Here is a 14,030-nt window from a genome sequence, read left to right as displayed (position 1 = left end):
CCGGAGGCCGAGGCCGGACGGCCGGACCTCGCGCACGGGTCGGCTCATCCCACCACCGCGGCCCGTACGCACAGGACGTCCGGCAGGTGCGAGGCCAACTGCCGCCAGCTGTCGCCGTCGTCGGCCGAGGCGAACACCTCGCCGTTGCGGTTGCCGAAGTACACGCCCGCCGGGTCCCCGTCGTCCGTGCAGAGCGCGTCGCGCAGCACCGTGCCGTAGTGGTCCTCCTGCGGCAGGCCCGCAGTGAGCGGCTCCCAGCTCCGGCCCGCGTCCGACGTGCGGAAGACCCGGCACCGGTGGTCGGCGGGCACCCGGTCCGCGTCGGCGTTGATCGGGAACACGTACGCCGTGTCCCCGCGCGTCTGGTGCGCGGCGACGGCGAAGCCGAAGGTGGAGGGCAGGCCCGCGCCGATGTCGGTCCACTGCCCGCCCTTGTCGTCGCTGCGGTAGACCCCCCAGTGGTTCTGGAGGTAGAGGCGGTCCGGGTCCGCCGCGTCCCGCGCCACCTTGTGCACGCACTGGCCGAACTCGGGGTTCGGATCCGGCAGGAACACCGCGGAGACACCGGAGTTGGCCGGAGCCCAGCTCGCGCCGCCGTCACTCGTGCGGAACACCCCGGCCGTCGACACGGCCACCGTCACCGAACGGGGGTCGCGGCGGTCGGTGAGGACCGTGTGCAGGCCCTCCCCGCCCCCGCCCGGAACCCATTTCGAGCGGGTGGGGTGCTCCCACAGCGGGCGGACCAGCTCGAAGCTCTCGCCCCGGTCGCGCGAGCGGTACAGCGCGGCCGGTTCCGTGCCCGCGTACACCACGTCGGGCTCGGCGGCCGCCGGATGCAACTGCCAGACCCGCTCCAGCGAGGCGTCCGTGTCCTGCGGGAACCGCACGGCGGGCGAGGCCGGTTCGGTCCACGTCCGGCCGAGGTCGTCGGAGTGGAACACCGACGGGCCCCAGTGCGCGCTGTCGCCGCCGGCCAGCAACCGCGGGCGGTCGCCGCGGGTGTCGATGGCGACCGAGTAGATCGCCTGTGCGTTGAAGTAGGGGGATTCGTCGAACTCCCATGCGCCACTGCGCCGTCGCCCGATGAACAGACCCTTGCGCGTGCCCACGGCGAGCAGTGTCTCGGTCATGTCGATCACCTCCGCGGTGTCCTTGACGTCTTTGTCCCAGACACCGGCCAGTCTGCACCCCGCCACTGACAGTCACCTCCGGAAACGCCGTCGCCGCAGGTCACAGCGGCGACGGTGGCCCGGAGCGCAAGAGATCGGCCATTCTCGCGGGGACGCCCGCGCGGGCGCCGGGCCCGTGGGACCGTCGGGACGGGGGAAGCGGCCTGAGCATCGGGGCCGCCGGCCCCGTATGGGAGGGCGGCCGGGATGTTCATGCGCTCATGAGGAGGAAGCCTTCGATGGCGTTCCGTGGTCCGAAGGTGTGGCTGTGGCGCTGGCGGCGCAACCCGCTCAAGCGTCGCGCCGACACGGTGGAGGCCTGGGTCGTGCTCGGCGTCTGGGCGCTGACCGTCCTCGTCGGGGTGCTGGCGGGGTGGGCGACCGCGGGGTCCGTCGAGCACGGGCTGGCGCGCGAACGCGTCGAGTGGCGGCCCCTGCTGGGGCACCTGACCGAACGGGCCCCGGGCAGAGCCGCCGTGAACGGATCGTCCGCCGGTGACCGGGTGTGGGCGAGAGTCGGCTGGACCGGTCCGGACGGCTCCGTGCACAACGGCCAGGTCAGGGTCGGCCCCGGCAGCGCCGCGGGCACCCCCGTCACGGTGTGGACGGACCCGCGGGGCCGCCTGGTGACGAAACCGGCCTCCGCGGCCCAGGCCAGACTGCGCGCCTCGCTCGTCGGCGGTCTCGCGGGAGTCGCCGCGGCCGCCCTCCCCCTCGCGGGCGGCCGGGTGCTGCGGGGCCGCCTGGAACGCCGGCGGGTGGAGCAGTGGGACACCGACTGGGCCCGCTTCGACGCGCTCTGGGGCCGCCCGACGGGCTGACCCGACCCGAGACCGGCGACCAGCCCGGTCGGACGCCGGCGACCAGCCCGGGTCGGACACCGACGGCCGGGCGGGCGGCACCGGTACCACCGTGCGGCCCGCGGTCGATTCGGGAACCTCAGCCGGTGCCGGGAAGGCTCCGCTCCAGGATCCCGTCGAGATCGGCGCCGTCCGGGAGCGTACCGAAGGCGTACCCCCAGTCGCCGCCCAGCCGGGTCGCGCAGAACGCGTCGGCGACGGCGGCCGGGGCGTGCCGGACCAGGAGCGAGGCCTGGAGGGTGAGCGCCATCTGCTCCACCAGCCGCCGGGCGCCGGCCTGCGTCGTCCGGCCCAGTCCCGTCCGCAGCCGCGAGACGGCGGCGTCGAGCCGGGCGTCCGCCCCTCGCGCCAGGTCGAGTTCGCCGAACAGGGCGTCCGCGGTCGCCGGTTCGCGGGTCAACGCCCGCAGTACGTCGAGGGCGTTGACGTTGCCCGAGCCCTCCCAGATGGACAGCAGGGGCGCCTCGCGGTAGTGGCGGGGCATACCGGAGTCCTCCACGTAACCGTTGCCGCCCAGGCACTCCAGGGCCTCCGCGGTGAAGGCCGGCCCGCGTTTGGTCACCCAGTACTTGCCGACGGCGGTGGCGATCCGGCGGAAGGCCCGCTCGGTCCCTCGGTCGTCGTCCCCGCGCAGCGCCCGGTCGGCCGCCCCGGCCAGCCGCAGGGTGAGCGTGGTGGCCGCCTCCGACTCCAGCGCCAGGTCGGCCAGCACGTTGCGCATCAGCGGCTGGTCCAGCAGCCGCGCCCCGAACGCGCTGCGGTGCCGCACGTGATGTCCCGCCTCGACGAGCGTCTTGCGCATCAGCGTCGCCGACATCATCACGCAGTCCAGGCGGGTGCAGTTGACCATCTCGATGATGGTCTTGACGCCCTGCCCCTCGGGCCCCACCAGCCACGCCACGGTCCCGTCGAACTCGGGCTCGGAGGACGCGTTGGAGCGGTTGCCCAGCTTGTCCTTCAACCGCTGGACGCGGAACGTGTTGCGGGTGCCGTCGGGCAGCACGCGCGGCACCAGGAAGCACGAGAGCCCGCCGGGCGCCTGCGCCAGCACCAGGAAGACGTCGCACATCGGCGCCGACGTGAACCACTTGTGCCCGCGCAGCGTGTACACACCGGGCTCCGCCGTGGGCCGGGCCGCCGTCGTGTTGGTCCGGACGTCGGAACCGCCCTGCTTCTCGGTCATCCCCATGCCCGCGAGCAGCCCGCGCTTCTGCGTCGGCACCCGCAGCCCCGGGTCGTACTCCCGGCTGGTCAGCAGCGGCTCGTAGACGGCGGCGAGTTCCGGCTGGTGGCGCAGCGCGGGGACGGCCGCGTAGGTCATCGACGTGGGGCAGCCGTGCCCGGCCTCCGTGTGCCCCCAGGCGAGACCGCCCGCCGTGCGCGCCACATGGGCGCCCGGCCGGTCGTCCGCCCAGGGCGCGCCGGCCAGCCCCTCCGCGACCGCGACCCGCATCAGCTCGTGCCAGCCGGGATGGAAGTCGACCTCGTCGACCCGGTGGCCGTACCGGTCGTGGGTGCGCAGGACGGGCTCGTGCCGGTTGGCCAGCTCGCCCCATTCCTGCGCCTCGACGCCGCCCGCCAGCAGACCGATCCGGCGGACGTCCGGTTCCGCCCACCCCGCGCCCTCCCGCCGCAGCCCCTCCAGCAGGGCCAGGTCGTCGGAGGCGTCGTACGGGGCCAGCGGCGGAGGCTGGTTGGTGACCTCGTGCGTGGCGAACGACGAGACGGGCGGCGCCGACCTCGGCTGCGCCGGCGTCCGGTTCGGCGCTCGCACCGGCGCCTGGACCTGTGCCTGATCCGGCGCCGGGACCTGTGCCTGTGCCTCTGCCTGTGCCTGTGCCTGTGCCTGGGTGAGTATCTGGGCCATGCGGCTATGTTGCACTTTCCCTACGGGTGTAGCAATAGTGCAACATCGATGCGGGACGTAAAGTACGGCCTCATGCGGAGGAACGTGACGGCGCAGCCCGGCGAGGTCGACCTGCCGCCGCTGTCCGCGCGGTCGGTGGTCCTGAGCCTGCTGCTGGGCACGCACCCGCCCGAGATGGCGGCGAAGGACCTGGTGCGCGGCGTGGAGCCGTTCGGTGTCGGTGGCTCGACGGTACGGGCCTCGCTCAGCAGGATGGTGGCCGCGGGCGACCTGCGGCGGACGGACGGCGTCTACCGGCTCAGCGACCGACTGCTGGAGCGCCAGCGCCGTCAGGACGACGCCGTGCACCCGGACACGCGCGCGTGGGACGGCGAGTGGGAGATGGCCGTCATCACCGCGACCGGCCGTGGCGCCGCCGAGCGCGCCGAACTGCGCGGCCGGTTGGGCGCCCTGCGGCTCGCCGAACTCCGCGAGGGGGTCTGGCTGCGACCCGCCAACCTCGGCCGGCCCTGGCCCGCGGACCTCGGGGGCGTGCTCCAGCACTTCGCCGTCCGCCCCCAGGAGCCCGCCCAGGACCTGGCCGCGGGGTTGTGGCCGCTCGACGCGTGGGCGCGGACTGCCCGGGTCCTGCTGGCCCATGTCGAGGGCGCCGGACGGCCCGCCGACCTGTTCACCGCCCTCGCGGCGGTCGTACGGCATCTCCTGGCCGACCCGGTGCTGCCGGCCGGACTCCTGCCCGCCGACTGGCCGGGGCAGGCCCTGCGCACCGCCTACGGTCACCACCAACGCGAGCTCGTCGCCGCGGTGTCGGCGGCCGGCGCATAGGTGCGGCGGCCGTGCGAAGCGCCGTGCGGGGACGCTTCGTACGGCCGCCTCGTTACCGTGGGGGGATCGGCCGGGCCTATTTGTAGGTGATGTCGGAGGACGCGTACTTGCAGTAGGTCCCGTCCGCACTGGTGCCGTTGGTGGTCGGCTCGGCTCCCGTGTTGTTGCCGATGTACTTCTGGCACGGGATGATCTTCTTGCTGCTGTCCCCGACGATCGTGATCTTCTTCAGGGTCGCGCTGTCGCCGTAGTTGGTGTTGATGCCGACGAGCTTGCTGCCCGAGTAGGTCGCCTCGATGGTGTTGAGGTTGATCGTCCGCTTGTACTGCGTCGAGCAGTTGCCGCAGGAGCGGATGAAGGTGCCGAAGGTCTGCACGGCGAAGTTGGAGACGTTCAGCGTGCCGGCGCCGTTGAACTGGAACACCTTGTCGCTGGCCGACCGCGCGCCGCCGCCCGAGACCGTGTACACGTTGGACGACGAGGAGCCGCGGAAGGTCGCCGCGTCCTCGCCGACGTCCTCCCACCAGACGTTCTGAAGGGTGCAGGCGCCCTTGCAGTGGATGCCGTCGGCGGCGGGGGCGCCGATGATGACGTTCTTGAGCACCGCGCCCGCGGCCAGTTCGAGGATGGGTCCCTGGTCCTCGTCCTGGCTGCCGCTGCCCAGGTCACCCGTGCCGTAGAGGCGGATCATCCCGTAGTCCTTGGTGCCGGACACGGCGATGGTGGAGGAGACCGCCTGACTGCCGGTCGCGCTGGGCCAGGTGGCCGCGTTCGCCGGGGTCAGTGCCCCGGTAGTCATGATCATGCCAACCGAGAGGGTGAGGGCGGCGAGTGCGCCGGTGAGGGTGCGCCGCCGACGCGGCAGTGCTGGGGAAGTCATGTCCCGATGCCTTCTTCCAGGTGGGGGATGGGGGTGGTGTGGCGAGCGGCCGGAGCCCTGCGGCGCGACGTGGGCGAACCGTTGCGTCTGTGTACGCGAGGGTCCGTGCCGCAGGTGCGGCGTCTCCTTCCGGTAGGGGGGATGGACGAGTATGTGATTGTCGTACGCCATGCTGAATCGCGTACACGGCGAGTTCGGCCCTTTGGGGGTCGATGTGAGCGGCTCGGTCACACTGCTGAACGGAACGTAGGGGGTAAGCGCTTTCTGGTCAACGCTTTGCGCAGAAGACATTCGGCCACCCGGCCAGGCCTCGACCGACCAGCAAGGGCTTGCTGGAAAAGAGTGTGGGAGCGCTTCCATGACTTACAGGGCTTCCATGGCAAGCGTGCGCGTGCCGCCGTGCGACAAGGGCACGCCCCTCGTGCCCGGTCGGAGGCATGCGGGGTGGGCGGCCGGTGAGCCGGCCGCCCACGGTCGTGAGGTCAGACGGCTTCTTCCTTGGACTTCTCCGCCACGGCGCCGACGGGCTCCTCCCCGCCGCCGACCGGCAGGGTGGTGCTCTCCGGCGCCGGACCGCCCTTCGCGGGCAGGTGGTTGAAGAGCAGGTTCAGGACGATCGCGGTCAGACAGCCCGCGCTGATACCGCTGTTCATCACCGTCCGGAACCAGTCGGGGAACTGCTCGTAGATCGTCGGCACGCCGACCGGCAGGACGCCCATCGCGACCGACACGGCGACCACCGTCAGGTTGTGGTTCCCCTTGAAGTCGACCTCGGCCAACGTCCGCAGACCGCTCGCGGCGACCGTCCCGAACATCACCAGGCCCGCCCCGCCGAGGACCGGCGCCGGAACGGCGGCCACCACCGCGCCCAGCTTGGGCAGCAGACCCAGCAGTACGAGGATGCCGCCCGCGGCGGCGACGACCCAGCGGCTGCGCACCCGGGTCATGCCCACCAGGCCGACGTTCTGCGCGTACGCGGTGTAGGGGAAGGTGTTGAAGACGCCGCCGAGGACGGTCGAGAGACCGTCGGCGCGCAGCCCGTCGGAGAGGCTGCGCGGCTCGACCCTGCGGCCGGTCATCTCGCCCACCGCGATGAGGTCACCGGTCGTCTCGGTCATGGTGACCAGCGCGACCACCAGCATCGCGATGATCGCCGACGCCTCGAAGGTCGGCGCGCCGAAGTGGAACGGCGTGCTGATCCCGACCCAGTCGGCGTCCCCGACCCCGTCGAAGTCGGTGAACCCGAGGGGCACCGACACGGCGAGCCCCACCACGATGCCGATCAGCACCGCGATCCGGCTCAGGAACGCCGGTGCGAACCGCTGCACGGCGAGCACCACGGCGAGGACGAACGCGGCCAGTCCGATGTTCTTCGGCTCCCCGAAGTCCGCCGAACCGGCGCCGCCCGCGACCCAGTTGCCCGCGACCGGCAGCAGCGAGATCCCGATGATCAGGATGACGGTGCCGGTGACCAGCGGCGGGAAGAAGCGCAGCAGTCTGCCGAACAAGGGCGCCAGCAGCATGATCGCGAGCCCGGCGACGATCACCGACCCGTAGATCGCGGGCAGTCCGCCGCCCGTCGTCCCGATCAGCACCATGGGGGACACCGCCGCGAACGTGCAGCCCTGCATGATCGGCAGCCGTACGCCGAACCGCCAGAAGCCGACGCACTGGATCAGTGTGGCGATCCCGCACACCAGCAGGTCGGCGGTGATCAGATACGCCAGGTCGGCGGGCGAGAGCTTCATCGCACCGCCCACGATCAGGGGCACGGCCACCGCGCCCGCGTACATCGCGAGCACGTGCTGGAGGCCGAAGGCGGCCAACTGCCGTGCGGGTGGCACCTCGTCGACGGGATGAACGGACGCGGTCGTGGTCATGGGCACTCCAGAGCGGCGGCGGGGAATCCGAACGGGTGGAACGGGCGGAACGGTGGAACAGGCCGAACAGGCCGGAGGGCCGGAGAGTCCGGACATGCTGGACGGGCAGGCGGGACAGTCCGGAGGGGTGGACGACTCAGACGAATCAGGCGACTCGGACGGGCCGAATGGGTCGAATGGACTGAACAGCCTGAATCAGTCGAACAGGATGAACGGCCCGAATCGGCTGAACGGGATGAAAGGGCTGAATGGGCTGGGCGGCTGGGGCAGGCTGAACAGCATGAGAACGTACGGGAATTGAACAGTTTGTTGATTTCATCGATGTTGCTGCTGTGTGTCCTGTACACAGATCTCCGCGGAGCCCGCCGCCAGCCGCAGGGCCGCCCAGTCCGGCAGCTTCACCACACCCCGCCCGAGCGAGGCGCCCAGCGCCGCTTCGGCCCGCTCGATCGCCAGCCATCCCGCCCACCCGACGGGTTCGGCGCCGGTGGCCCGCAGGAGTTCGAGCGGATCGCGGGGCAGCTCCCGCCGCGCGAGGACGGGGCCGTCCGCCAGCAGCGAGGTCGCCGTCTCCTTCGCGCACGGCCGGTTGGTGCCGATCACCCCGGTGGGGCCCCGCTTGATCCAGCCCGCCACGTACTCGCCCGGTGCCACCGCGCCCTCGCGCAGGACCCGTCCGGCCAGATGCGGCACCGTGCCCCGCTCCGGATCGAACGGCAGCCCCTCCAGCGGCACCCCGCGATAACCGACCGACCGCAGCGCCAACTGTGCCTCGATGTCCTCGTACCGTCCGCTGCCCGTCACCCCGCCGTGCGCGTCGGGCAGCGTCCGCTCGAAACGCACCGCCCCCAACCGGCCCTGCCGGGCGAGCAGTTCGACGGGTCGCAGGAAGAAGCGGAGCCGGATCCGCCGCCGGGCGCCGCGTCCCGGCGCGGCGGCCGCCCAGTCGCGCAGCACCTCCACGTTGCGCCGCTGCGCCGCCGGCAGCGCGGAGGGATCGCCGTAGGCCGGGTCCAGCGCCAGCTCGGCCTCGTCCACGACCACCTCGGTGTCCGGCAGGCCGCCCAGTTCGCGCAGCTCCTTGGTGGTGAAACGGGCCTGGGACGGGCCGCGCCGACCCACCATGTGGATCTCGCCGACCTCGCTCGCGGCCAGCGCGGTCAGTGCCGCCTGGGGCATGTCGGTCGGGCTGAGTTCGGCGGTCCGCCGGGCCAGGATCCGGGTGACGTCCACCGCCACGTTCCCCACGCCCACGACCACGGCCGAGCGGACGTCGGACAGGAACCCCTCGGCGACGGTGTCCGGATGCGCGCTGTACCAGGACACGAACTCCGTCGCCGACCAGCTGCCGGGCAGTTCCTCGCCGGGTACCCCGAGGTGCCGGTCGGTCGCGGCCCCCACGCAGTACACGACCGCGTGGTACAGCTCGCGCAACCGGGCCGGCGGCACCCCGCCCGCCCCGATCCTGATCCCGCCGAGGAAGCGCACCCGCTCGTGTTCGAGCACCGTGCGCAGGTTGCTCTGGAGCGACTTGATCTTCTCGTGGTCCGGAGCGACGCCGTACCGCACCAGCCCGAACGGGCAGGGCAGCCGGTCCAGGACGTCGACCAGCACCTCGGGGTCCTGCTGGACCAGGCTCTGGGCGGTGTAGACCCCACTCGGCCCCGAGCCGACGACGGCGACACGCAGCACGCGGAACTCCTTACCCAGGGGGACGGAGGAGATCGCAGGTGTCTCCAGCATCGCACCGGCGCGGCTCCGCTGACAGGGTGCTGTGCGCGGTTGCCGCGTGCGTGTCCGTTCGTATGGAAAGTGATCATGCGGTTACGTTGCGTGTGTGCTAGAAGCATCGTTTCTTAATCTTTCTGATCGTTCCGCCGAGGACGGCACGGTGTCGGTGTGGCCCGCGTGGCAGGTTCAGGAAGCCGGGAGCGCCACGTCCTGGTTCCATGTGCGGCTGGGGTTCGTCGACGGAGCCCGCGTCGAGCTGCTGGCCGTCGTCTGCGAGGGGCGGGTCTCGGTCGAGGACGTCCGTGCCCAGCCACCCCTGTCCCTCGTGGACCTGACGGTGCTCGCGGACTGGATCGAGGGGCCGCTGTTCGAGAGGTGCGACGAGGGCGGCGGGCTCGAGGCGGCGGGCGTCGAGGACATGGAGTACGCGGAGGACGCGTACGGCGTCTACGGCGCGGAGGGCAGGCGTGACACCGGCGCGGACGGCGGACATGGCGCGGACGACGGGTGGGATCCCTCCCTCGCCGGAGTCGCCGGAGTCGCCGGAGTCGCCGGAGTCGCCGGAGTCGCCGGAGTCGCCGGAGTCGCCGACGAGTCGATCGGCCCCCGGCGGGCCCGTCCGGCCTGGCCGCGCGGCGTCGAGGGGCGGTGGCTGGTGGCGCAGGAGTACCGCGCCGCCCAGGAGGAGGGCGCGGACCCCGTCCTCGCGGTCATGTGCGCGACGGGGCACAGCCGCCGCCGATCGCTGCGGCTGATCTCCCAGGCGCGGGACGCCGGTTACCTGGCGCCACGTCACACCCGGCGCTGAGCAGTCCTGTTGTCCAGTCCCGAGGCCCAGAGCCGCTGAACAGGGCTACGGGCCCGGGCTTCGACTCGGGGCCCCGCCCGGGGGGCTACTGCATCCCGCGCATCCGGGTGATCTCGCTCGTCTGCTGCGCGATCACATCGTCCGCCATCTCCTCGATCCGCACGTTGTTGCCCTGTGCCTTGACGTCCGCGGCCATGGTGAGCGCGCCCCCGTGATGGGTGATCATCAGGGTGAGGAAGAGCGCGTCGAACGCCTTGCCGCGGGCCGCGCGCAGTTCGTTCAGCTGTGCCTCGGTGGCCATCCCGGGCATCGCCGTGTGCTCGTGCCCACCTGCCGTCTCGTCCTCGCCGTACGTCGTGAGCCAGCCCTTCATGGCTTCGATCTCCGGTCCCTGCGCGGCGCCGATCCGCGACGCGAGGCCCTTCACGGCCGCCGACCCGGCCTGCTTCGCCGCGAGCCCGGTCATCTCCAGGGCCTGGCCGTGGTGCTGGATCATCATCCGCGCGTACGCCACGTCGGCGGAGTTGGGCGTGTCGTCGTCGGCGCGCTGCTCGGCCGCGTCCTGGGCCGAGAGGGTCCGGTTCGTCTCGCCCGGCTTGCCCGGCGCGATCACCGAAGGGCCGCTCGCCGCACCCGACCCGGTGTCAGGACCGGAGTCGCACCCCGCGAGGGCCAGGGCGAGCAGCAGCGCGGCTGAGACGAGGGGTACGCGGCGGACGAGCACAACGACCTCCTGAGGCAGATGAGTTGAGGACGGGGTTGCCGTCGTCCTCTGGATCTTCGCACCATGGATCGCCCTACCCAACGGAAAGATTCATTACGAGTGCGTTGCCAGCCCTTGATATGTGCATGATGAAGACGATACTTCGGAGCACCGCGAACCGTTCCCCCGTGAACGGCTACAAGGGAGGACGCAGTGACCCTGTTGAACGACCTTCGAACGCGCCGCAGACGGCTGGGAGTGGCCGCCGCGTGTACCGGACTGCTGGCCGCACTCCTGACGGCCGTGCCGGCGGCCGCGACCCCCGACCCGGGCGACGGACCTGCCGTACAGCAGGAGGTGTCCCAGGGCGCCCGGGCCGAGGCGGCGGCCGCGATCGCCGACGGCGAGATACCCGGGCAGGACGAGATCGTCCACTCGGACAACATCGAGCACCTGACGAACATCCCCAAGGACGCCCTGCCGGGCACCAACTCGGATCTCGCCTTCCAGGGCAAGTACGCCTTCTCCGGCAACTACGACGGCTTCCGCGTCTTCGACATCAGCAACCCGAAGTCGCCGAAGACCATCGCCCAGGTGCTCTGCCCCGGTTCGCAGAACGACATCTCCGTCTCGGGTGACCTGCTCTTCCTGTCCACCGACTCCTCGCGCAGCGACAGCAGTTGCAACAGCACCACGCAGCCGGTGACCGAGAAGTCCTCCTGGGAGGGCATGAAGGTCTTCGACATCAGCGACAAGGCGAACCCGAAGTACGTCGCCGCCGTCGAGACCGCGTGCGGCTCGCACACCCACACCCTGGTGCCCGAGCGCAAGAACGTCTACATCTACGTCTCCTCGTACTCGCCGAACGCCGCCTATCCGGACTGCCAGCCCCCGCACGACGGCATCTCGGTCATCAAGGTGCCGCGCAAGTCGCCGGAGAAGGCGGCGATCGTGAGCTTCCCCGTGCTCTTCCCGGGCGAGGGCCCGGACGGCGGCGGCAACCCGGGCTCGCCCACCAACCCGGGCGTCTCCAAGACGACCGGCTGCCACGACATCACGGTCCTGCCCTCCGAGGACCTCGCGGCGGGCGCCTGCATGGGCGACGGCATCCTGTTCTCCATCAAGGACCCGGAGCACCCGAAGGTCATCGACCAGGTCCAGGACAACGTGAACTTCGCGTTCTGGCACTCGGCGACCTTCAACCAGAAGGCGAACAAGGTCGTGTTCACCGACGAGCTCGGCGGCGGCGGCGCGGCCACGTGCAACGCGGCGATCGGACCCGACAAGGGCGCCGACGGCATCTACGACATCGTCGGCAAGGGGGACAAGCGCAAGCTGGTCTTCCGCAGCTACTACAAGATCCCCCGCCACCAGGCGGACACCGAGAACTGCGTCGCCCACAACGGCTCGCTGATCCCGGTCAAGGGCAAGGACATCATGGTCCAGGCCTGGTACCAGGGCGGCGTCTCGGTCTGGGACTTCACCGACTCCTCGAAGCCGAAGGAGATCGCCTACTTCGAGCGCGGTCCGATCTCCACCAGCACCCTGGTGGGCGGCGGCTCCTGGTCGGCGTACTACTACAACGGCTACATCTACTCCAACGACATCGCCAAGGGCTTCGACGTGCTGAAGCTCAGCGACCGGCGCACCGACCCGGCCAAGCGGGTCCGCGTCCCCGAGCTCAACGTCCAGACCCAGCCGGACTACTTCGACTGACCCTCACCCTGGCCCTGACTCCGACCCTCGCTCCGCGGAGCCGTCGGGTCGGTCGCGAAGAAGCGCGACAGGTCGGTGTCACACCTCCCGCCGGACGCCTCGGCGTCCGGCGGGACCCCCTGCTCCCAGTCGAGCCGGTAGCGCGCGAACAGTTCGGCGCGCAGGGTCGTGAGCGGCAGGGGCACGTTCGGCAGCACCATCGCGTAGACCGCGCCCATCAGCTGGGAACGCAGCATCGGGTAGTCGTGGTCGACGTCCTGCGACCCGCGCCGGGCCGCGGTGTCCCGCAGCAGCTCGGCCAGCCGCTGCTGCTCCGGACACTGCACGAACCCCTCGGCCTGCAAGAGGCCCGCCATGTGCTGGCGCATCAGCACCGTACGGTCCCGGGCCAGGCCCAGGATGCCGTCGATGGCCCGCGCCATCCGCTCCCTGCCGTCCTCGGTGCGCGGCTCCCGCTCCAGCGCCTCCTCCAGCGTGCGGTGCATGAGCCGGTGCACCGCCGACTGGACCAGCTGCCGTTTGCCGGGGAAGTAGTACGACACCAGACCGCGCGCCGAGCCGGCCCGGTCCGCGATGTCACCGAGCGTCGTCGCCTCGTACCCGCGCTCGCTCACCAGCTCCACGGCGGCCTGAAGGAGCCGCTCCCGGGAGCGGCGCCGCAATTCTTCATTGACCGAGGCGCTGCGCGGGGACATCCTGGGAACTCCTGCGTTGACTGGCTGCCAGCCAACTATACTCAGGACAACCCGGTGGGGTTCCCTTTCGGAGCACACCGGGCTGCCGCCTGCTCTGGGCGACGCGGGGGATCGTCCAGAGTGGGCGCGCTTTTCCCGTCATGGTGGCCTCAGGCGACCGTCGGCGGGGAGCGCGCCGTGGTCGTCGGGTCGTCCCACCAGGTCCAGCACCGTCCGCAGCGCGTCCGGGCGTTCGGCAGCGGGCAGGTGGTCCACGAAGTGCACCGCGCAGCCCAGCGCCGCCGCGCCACCGTCCGCGCGCCGGTCGTCGCCCACCATCAGGGTCCCGCCGGGATCGGCGTCCAACGCCGCGCACGCGGCCGTGAACAGCCGGGGGTCCGGCTTCTGGAAGCCGTGCTCGTACGACAACGTGTACGCGTCGACGTACCGGTCGAGGCCGTGCTCGCGGAACACCGGCCGCAGGTCCCAGCCGATGTTGCTGACCACACCCACCCGGAGCCCGCGCGCACGCAACCCGCTCAGCACGTCGAGGGCGTCGGGATAGGGCGCCCAGGCCGCGGGGATCCGGTGCCGTTCGTACAGGGCGTCGTGCAGAGCCGGGTCCGGCAGCGGCACCTGACGGGACAGACCGGTGTACGCGGCCCGGTGCAGCTCGGCGCTCTCGTCCCGCACCCGCCACAGGTCCGCGACCCCTGCGGGCAGCCGCACCGGACTCGCCCCGCCGGGCAGCGCGCCGGCTCTCTCCAGCGCCCGTGCCGTCTCCGCCAGCTCCGCGGCGGGCAGCGCCACGCCCGCCGCCTCCAGCACCGCCCGCAGCCAGGACTCGGCGGACTCGATGCGGAACAGGGTCCCGGAGAAGTCGAACAACACGGCTGTCATGCGCATGGGGTCGAGTC

The 14,030-nt window shown here is 71.7% G+C and carries 12 protein-coding genes; 4 read left to right on the top strand and 8 right to left on the bottom strand.

Annotated elements, in window-relative coordinates; all coding sequences use genetic code 11:
* Positions 1–44 precede the first annotated feature (44 nt).
* Positions 45–1,196: a WD40/YVTN/BNR-like repeat-containing protein gene (locus tag AOQ37_RS21590; RefSeq protein ID WP_062646238.1), complete on the bottom strand. Its 1,152-nt coding sequence runs from the start codon at positions 1,194–1,196 to the stop codon at positions 45–47.
* A 212-nt stretch (positions 1,197–1,408) separates the two neighbouring features.
* On the opposite strand from AOQ37_RS21590, the gene AOQ37_RS21585 reads away from it, so the two are divergent.
* Positions 1,409–1,990: an Rv1733c family protein gene (locus AOQ37_RS21585; RefSeq protein WP_062646237.1), complete on the top strand. Its 582-nt coding sequence runs from the start codon at positions 1,409–1,411 to the stop codon at positions 1,988–1,990.
* A gap of 118 nt (positions 1,991–2,108) precedes the next feature.
* On the opposite strand, the gene AOQ37_RS21580 is transcribed toward AOQ37_RS21585, so the two are convergent.
* Positions 2,109–3,896, bottom strand: coding sequence for an acyl-CoA dehydrogenase family protein (locus tag AOQ37_RS21580; RefSeq protein ID WP_234436975.1), 1,788 nt, complete (start codon positions 3,894–3,896; stop codon positions 2,109–2,111).
* A 72-nt stretch (positions 3,897–3,968) separates the two neighbouring features.
* Here AOQ37_RS21580 and AOQ37_RS21575 point away from each other — a divergent pair, with 72 nt between their 5' ends.
* Complete coding sequence (locus AOQ37_RS21575; RefSeq protein WP_062646567.1) at positions 3,969–4,721, top strand: PaaX family transcriptional regulator C-terminal domain-containing protein; 753 nt, start codon at positions 3,969–3,971, stop codon at positions 4,719–4,721.
* 76 nt (positions 4,722–4,797) lie between these two features.
* On the opposite strand, the gene AOQ37_RS21570 is transcribed toward AOQ37_RS21575, so the two are convergent.
* The 3 genes from AOQ37_RS21570 to AOQ37_RS21560 all read right to left on the bottom strand — a co-directional run bounded on the left by AOQ37_RS21570 (position 4,798) and on the right by AOQ37_RS21560 (position 9,173).
* Positions 4,798–5,601 carry a pectate lyase gene (locus AOQ37_RS21570; protein WP_062646236.1) on the bottom strand — a complete coding sequence of 268 codons (804 nt, stop codon included), beginning with the start codon at positions 5,599–5,601 and terminating at the stop codon, positions 4,798–4,800.
* A 482-nt stretch (positions 5,602–6,083) separates the two neighbouring features.
* Entirely contained in the window at positions 6,084–7,481 is a 1,398-nt protein-coding gene (locus AOQ37_RS21565; protein ID WP_062646235.1) for a nucleobase:cation symporter-2 family protein, read from the bottom strand.
* Positions 7,482–7,796: 315 nt separating this feature from the next.
* Positions 7,797–9,173, bottom strand: coding sequence for an FAD-dependent oxidoreductase (locus tag AOQ37_RS21560; RefSeq protein WP_062646566.1), 1,377 nt, complete (start codon positions 9,171–9,173; stop codon positions 7,797–7,799).
* Positions 9,174–9,372: 199 nt separating this feature from the next.
* Here AOQ37_RS21560 and AOQ37_RS21555 point away from each other — a divergent pair, with 199 nt between their 5' ends.
* Positions 9,373–10,020, top strand: coding sequence for a DUF6214 family protein (locus AOQ37_RS21555; RefSeq protein ID WP_199825067.1), 648 nt, complete (start codon positions 9,373–9,375; stop codon positions 10,018–10,020).
* 85 nt (positions 10,021–10,105) lie between these two features.
* Here the strand turns inward: AOQ37_RS21555 and AOQ37_RS21550 are convergent, their stop codons facing one another.
* Positions 10,106–10,744 carry a DUF305 domain-containing protein gene (locus AOQ37_RS21550; RefSeq protein ID WP_062646234.1) on the bottom strand — a complete coding sequence of 213 codons (639 nt, stop codon included), beginning with the start codon at positions 10,742–10,744 and terminating at the stop codon, positions 10,106–10,108.
* 192 nt (positions 10,745–10,936) lie between these two features.
* Here AOQ37_RS21550 and AOQ37_RS21545 point away from each other — a divergent pair, with 192 nt between their 5' ends.
* Positions 10,937–12,439: an LVIVD repeat-containing protein gene (locus tag AOQ37_RS21545; protein WP_062646233.1), complete on the top strand. Its 1,503-nt coding sequence runs from the start codon at positions 10,937–10,939 to the stop codon at positions 12,437–12,439.
* On the opposite strand, the gene AOQ37_RS21540 is transcribed toward AOQ37_RS21545, so the two are convergent.
* Positions 12,427–13,134, bottom strand: coding sequence for a TetR/AcrR family transcriptional regulator (locus tag AOQ37_RS21540; protein ID WP_062646232.1), 708 nt, complete (start codon positions 13,132–13,134; stop codon positions 12,427–12,429). The genes AOQ37_RS21545 and AOQ37_RS21540 overlap by 13 nt on opposite strands.
* Before the next feature lie 138 nt (positions 13,135–13,272).
* Positions 13,273–14,013 carry an HAD family hydrolase gene (locus AOQ37_RS21535; protein ID WP_062646564.1) on the bottom strand — a complete coding sequence of 247 codons (741 nt, stop codon included), beginning with the start codon at positions 14,011–14,013 and terminating at the stop codon, positions 13,273–13,275.
* Positions 14,014–14,030: the final 17 nt, after the last annotated feature.

Source organism: Streptomyces maremycinicus (assembly GCF_001184025.1).
In the GTDB taxonomy this organism is placed as follows: domain Bacteria; phylum Actinomycetota; class Actinomycetes; order Streptomycetales; family Streptomycetaceae; genus Streptomyces; species Streptomyces maremycinicus.
The sequence above is the reverse complement of the archived record's forward strand: the minus strand, read 5'-3'. Positions and strand labels throughout refer to the sequence as shown.

Excerpts from the sequence above, each read along its gene's own strand:
- AOQ37_RS21585 (WP_062646237.1), top strand. The coding sequence starts at position 1,409 with ATGGCGTTCCGTGGTCCGAAGGTGTGGCTGTGGCGCTGGCGGCGCAAC.
- AOQ37_RS21580 (WP_234436975.1), bottom strand. The coding sequence starts at position 3,896 with ATGGCCCAGATACTCACCCAGGCACAGGCACAGGCACAGGCAGAGGCA.
- AOQ37_RS21575 (WP_062646567.1), top strand. The coding sequence starts at position 3,969 with ATGCGGAGGAACGTGACGGCGCAGCCCGGCGAGGTCGACCTGCCGCCG.
- AOQ37_RS21570 (WP_062646236.1), bottom strand. The coding sequence starts at position 5,601 with ATGACTTCCCCAGCACTGCCGCGTCGGCGGCGCACCCTCACCGGCGCA.
- AOQ37_RS21565 (WP_062646235.1), bottom strand. The coding sequence starts at position 7,481 with ATGACCACGACCGCGTCCGTTCATCCCGTCGACGAGGTGCCACCCGCA.
- AOQ37_RS21540 (WP_062646232.1), bottom strand. The coding sequence starts at position 13,134 with ATGTCCCCGCGCAGCGCCTCGGTCAATGAAGAATTGCGGCGCCGCTCC.
- AOQ37_RS21535 (WP_062646564.1), bottom strand. The coding sequence starts at position 14,013 with ATGACAGCCGTGTTGTTCGACTTCTCCGGGACCCTGTTCCGCATCGAG.